Source organism: Ruegeria sp. AK11, assembly GCF_056541095.1.
Window position 1 is genome coordinate 1 of sequence record NZ_JBQFXU010000027.1, and the last position, 4,551, is coordinate 4,551.

Annotated in this window: 5 protein-coding genes; all 5 read left to right on the forward strand. The window is 56.9% G+C overall.

Annotated elements, in window-relative coordinates; translation table 11 throughout:
• The first annotated feature begins 354 nt into the window (after nt 1-354).
• The 5 genes from ACR0D9_RS20450 to ACR0D9_RS20470 are packed head-to-tail and all read left to right on the forward strand — an operon-like array spanning nt 355 to nt 4,369.
• Nucleotides 355-969: a TetR/AcrR family transcriptional regulator gene (locus ACR0D9_RS20450; RefSeq protein ID WP_480540084.1), complete on the forward strand. Its 615-nt coding sequence runs from the start codon at nt 355-357 to the stop codon at nt 967-969.
• The gene (locus ACR0D9_RS20455) at nt 966-2,120 is read left to right on the forward strand and encodes an efflux RND transporter periplasmic adaptor subunit (RefSeq protein WP_480540086.1); all 1,155 of its coding nucleotides are present in this window, start codon (nt 966-968) and stop codon (nt 2,118-2,120) included. Before ACR0D9_RS20450 ends, ACR0D9_RS20455 begins: the two co-directional genes overlap by 4 nt.
• Nucleotides 2,117-3,253 (forward strand): ABC transporter permease, encoded by a 1,137-nt coding sequence (locus ACR0D9_RS20460; protein WP_480484949.1) that lies wholly within the window; start codon nt 2,117-2,119, stop codon nt 3,251-3,253. Before ACR0D9_RS20455 ends, ACR0D9_RS20460 begins: the two co-directional genes overlap by 4 nt.
• Nucleotides 3,254-3,257: 4 nt before the next feature.
• The gene (locus tag ACR0D9_RS20465; RefSeq protein ID WP_480484950.1) at nt 3,258-3,971 is read left to right on the forward strand and encodes an ABC transporter ATP-binding protein; all 714 of its coding nucleotides are present in this window, start codon (nt 3,258-3,260) and stop codon (nt 3,969-3,971) included.
• Complete coding sequence (locus ACR0D9_RS20470) at nt 3,968-4,369, forward strand: hypothetical protein (RefSeq protein ID WP_480484951.1); 402 nt, start codon at nt 3,968-3,970, stop codon at nt 4,367-4,369. The genes ACR0D9_RS20465 and ACR0D9_RS20470 overlap by 4 nt, the downstream gene beginning before the upstream one ends.
• Nucleotides 4,370-4,551 lie beyond the last annotated feature (182 nt).

The following is a 4,551-nucleotide window of genomic DNA, read 5'->3' on the forward strand; positions in this document are numbered from 1 at the left end:
ATCTCCACTCTCTGATGGTTACGATGAGCCTGAAATCCTCCGCTACGCAATCAACCTAGTCTGTTCCATGGGTGCTGATGGCGGACAGCGAATTAACCTCACAGGAGACTGCGTTGCGTTTGAAGTCAGCGACGAGCACAAGCGGCTTGATGTCGTGTTATTCCCAAAGTTTGACTATAGGTGTCGCGCAGTTATCGGGTGCTGCCCACCGTTTATCTGTCGATCTTCTTGCTACCAAAAGTTGCCATATGCCCCCTTCCGACCCTGATAACGTAATCAAATCCAGATGCGCTTGACGTCAAGTGTATCTCGCCTTAATAAGTTAGTTATTACTCACTAACATAATGGTTTCGAATGCCCGCCCGCAAGCCCGCAGATGAACGCAAGACCGAGATCGTACAAGCCATGCTGCGCCTCGCGGACGAGTTGGGCCCTGATCGCCTGACCACACAGTCGGTTGCTGATGCAGTCGGGCTGACGCAGCCCGCAATCTTCCGGCACTTCGCGACCAAACAGGATTTATGGTTGGCGGTAGCTAACGAGATTTCTGAACGCCTCCGAACCGCGTGGGGTGACGCGCTTAGGACATCTGCCGATCCGGCAGAGCGGATCAAAGCGCTGATTTTGGCTCAATTGCACCAGATCGAGACTATGCCGGCCATCCCGTCTATTCTTTTCTCGCGCGAGCTACAGGTAGAAAACGACGATCTCCGGCAAGCTGTTCTTACGCTGATGACTGAATTGGTCGCATTGCTGTCCATCGAGCTGACCAACGGACAGAAAGCGGGCCTGTTCGACACAAACCTGCCGCCTGAAGACGGAGCGCTACTGTTGATCTCACTGGTACAAGGGTTGGCGATCCGCTGGACTCTAGGGAAACGCGGTTTCGCATTGGAATCCGAAGGGCACCGATTGCTCGACGCTCAGATGCGGCTATTCCGAATAGCAAGTACAGGGGTTTCGCCATGAACCGCCGTATCATCTTCGGTGTTACCCTTGCTGTCGGCCTCGCCGTCTTTGGCTGGCTTGTCCTTACAGAGCGCCCGGTTAATGTTTCCACTGCCGCAATTGAAAAGAATGTCCCTGTTCGTGTTTATGGGCTGGGGACGGTCGAGGCCCGGATCGTCTCAGATGTCGGATTTGAAGTTGGTGCCACGCTGACAGAACTTTCGGTCGACAGTGGTGATACGATCAAAGCGGGGCAAGTCCTTGCCCGGCTTCATCCGACGGAACAACAAGCAAAAGTCGCGCGCGCCAAAGCCGGGATTGCCGCCGCAGAGGCCACTTTGGGCAAGGCTGAGGCAAATGTGATCCGCGCGCGTGCCATTCTTGCGCAACGGCAGTCGACAAATGCGCGCCAGCAGGAACTTGCCGGGCGCAATGCCGTCTCGACTCAGGCTGCAGAAGAGGCGCAGCGGGATGTCGATGTTGCAGCCGCTGATCTGGCCGTAGCAGAAAGTGATGTTGAGGTTGCCAAATCCATGCAAAGTGACGCCAAGGCAGCCCTGCAATACGAGCGTGTGCTGCTTGATCATCATGTGTTGCGGGCGCCATTTGACGCGGTCGTTGTTGAGCGCCACGTCGAAGCAGGTACTGTTGTTGTCGCTGGTGAACCTATCTTTACCCTTTTGGACCCGAACACTGTTTGGGCTTTGGCCTACATTGATGAAGAGAGGGCCGGGCCCCTGCAACTCGGACAAGTTGCCGAAGTGAGGTTGCGGTCTTTGCCCCATAAGGTCTTCACAGGCAAGATCGCGCGGATCGGTATAGAAAGTGACCGGGTGAACGAAGAACGCCGGGTCTGGATTGCATGCAATCAGTGCCCGGAACAGGTTTTTCTTGGCGAACAGGCCGAAGCTTGGATCACAGTGACAGAGCTGGTCGATGCGATGTTGGTTCCCGAGATCGCAATAACCGGTTTTGACGGGCATGAAGGTCTTATATGGGTCGCGCAGGATGGGCGTGCGCATCAGGTGTCGGCAGTCTTCGGTCACCGGACCGAGGATGCGCGGGTCGAACTGGTCGGTGGTATTCCCGACGGCTCGCAGGTCATCCTGGCACCCGGTAAAGGGCTGTCTGAGGGGCGCATGGTTCGGGTCGTCGAGAGGGATGCGCCATGAACCTCGCCTACCGCGATGTGCGTCACAATCTGTTCCGCTTCATGCTGACTTGCCTCGGCCTCAGCCTTCTGATGGCGGTCGTGCTGGCAATGATTGGTATTTACAATGGGCTGGTTGCGGACGCGCTGAACATCGTCAAAGCACCTCGAGCAGATCTTTGGATTGTTGAATCTGGTACACGCGGACCGTTTGCAGAAGCCTCGAAAATTCCCGACGGCACCCGTGATGCCGTGGGGCGATTGCATGGCGTGGCCGAAGCGGGCAGCATCACATACCAGACCGTCGAAGCGCCCTTTCGCGGCGAAACGCTACGCCTGTACGTGATCGGATACGAGCCAGGTCACCCCGGTGGACCCGAAGCAATCTCGGTAGGGCGTGGGATCAGCCAGTCCCATTTCGAGATCGTGGCAGATGCCAAATCCGGACTGTCCGTCGGCGATGTGATCCGACTGGGCCGCGATCCTTTCACTGTGGTCGGGTTGGTCGAGGATACGATGAATTCCGCCGGTGATCCGGCGGCGTTTATCACCTTGCGCGATGCGCAAGTGCTACAGACGCAACTGGCCCCGTCGGCTCAACGCGTCCAGGAGGCACGAGGCGCGGGGTTGCTCGAAAGTCAGGACAGCGTTGCGGCTGTGATCGCACGGCTTGAACCGCTTGCAGACCCGCAAGCAGTGGCGCAGTCGGTGCGCCAATGGAAACATCTTGGGGCCCTGACACAAGCCGATCAGGAGTCTATCTTGCTAATGTCTGTGGTGGATCGGGCAAAGCGGCAGATAGGTTTGTTTCTGGGCATCTTATTGTCCGTTTCAGCCGTTGTGATCGCATTGATTATCTACACGATGACCATGGAAAAGCTAAAGCAGATCGCCACACTCAAACTGATCGGCGCCCCCGACCGCACGATCATCGGGCTGATCGTGCAGCAATCCATTGCACTTGGTGCGGTCGGCTGGAGTTTCGGTCTGATCCTTATCCTGCTTGTCAAAGACTACTTCCCCCGCCGGGTTGTGTTGGAGCCGATCAACGCCGTCGCGCTGGCAGGGATCATCCTCATTGTCTGCATCGTCGCCAGCGGCCTTGGCGTTCGTGCAGCACTCAAGGTCGATCCGGCTACGGCAATCGGAGGGTGACGTCATGCTCAATGATCCGCGCCGCGTGATTGTAGATGTTACCAATGTCTCAAAGCACTTTGGCGAGGGCGGTGCACGTGTCGATGCACTGAAGGGTGTTGATCTGTCAGTCGAGGCGGGCGAAGTGGTGGCACTACTCGGCCCGTCTGGATCGGGTAAAACGACGCTTCTGAATGTCATTGGCTGCATCATTGCTCCGAGTACGGGGAAGGTTACGCTGGACAATGAGGCGGTTTACGACAAGCAATGGCTGCGAAACGATTTGCGTAGGCTACGGCTCGACAAGATCGGGTTTATCTTTCAGTTCCATAATCTTCTGCCATTTCTCGATGCCAAGGATAACGTTGCTCTGGTGCTGAAACTGGCTGGAAAGTCGACGGTCGAGGCGCAAAGGCGCGCTGTCGAACTGCTGGACTATCTGGAGGTCGGTCACCGCAGGGATGCGATGCCCGCGCTTCTGTCCGGAGGTGAGGCGCAGCGTGTGGCCATCGCACGCGCCCTTGCCAACAGCCCGCGCATCATTCTGGCAGATGAACCAACTGCGGCGCTTGACAGCCAGAGGGCCGGGATCGTGATGGACCTGATGCGCAAGCTCGCAGCTGAGCAAGACGCCTGCATCATCGCGGTGACGCATGATGAAAAGATTTACGACCGGTTCGACAAGCTGTTCCACTTACGCGACGGCCGACTTGATGGAACGGAAGGGGGCGCGACATGAAAAATGCAACCACTGGCAACCGCGCCCTGAACATAGCGGCGAGCGTGGCAATAGTGTTCGGCGCGTTGACTGTTTTCTCAGGCGGACGGGCCTTGTTTGGTGGCGATGAAGCACGCGCAGCCGTTGGTAATGCAGTGCCCTTCGTGCTGTGGTTCAACTTTCTGGCAGGATTCGCCTATGTCGTGGCCGGCATTGGACTGTTTCTTCGGCACCGGTCAGCGGCCTGGATATCAACAGGTATTCTGGTTGCCACCGTTCTGGTTTTTCTGGCCTTCGGCGCTCATGTGCTGCAAGGCAATGCCTATGAGATGCGCACCCTCGGCGCGATGACCTTGCGCACGGGTGTCTGGTTAGCCATTTCCGTTGTGGCTTGGGTGCATATCTGGCGAGCAGAATGACTCGCCTGTAGATATGCCGTTACTCGCGGGACATTTCCTTTAACCTCGCAGTCGGGGACAAAGGAGATGTTTATGAATCAGGACGTACGCGGGTATTGTCACGTTAACGTCCGGTCGACGAGGGAATGCTGATGGTCGGGATTCAAGCGGCTCGAGTGGCAGCATTCCAGGCGTTAGTTGCC

Bases quoted from the DNA above. Each gene is read 5' to 3' on its own strand.
- ACR0D9_RS20450 (WP_480540084.1), top strand. From the start codon at position 355: ATGCCCGCCCGCAAGCCCGCAGATGAACGCAAGACCGAGATCGTACAA.
- ACR0D9_RS20470 (WP_480484951.1), top strand. From the start codon at position 3,968: ATGAAAAATGCAACCACTGGCAACCGCGCCCTGAACATAGCGGCGAGC.
- ACR0D9_RS20455 (WP_480540086.1), top strand. From the start codon at position 966: ATGAACCGCCGTATCATCTTCGGTGTTACCCTTGCTGTCGGCCTCGCC.
- ACR0D9_RS20460 (WP_480484949.1), top strand. From the start codon at position 2,117: ATGAACCTCGCCTACCGCGATGTGCGTCACAATCTGTTCCGCTTCATG.
- ACR0D9_RS20465 (WP_480484950.1), top strand. From the start codon at position 3,258: ATGCTCAATGATCCGCGCCGCGTGATTGTAGATGTTACCAATGTCTCA.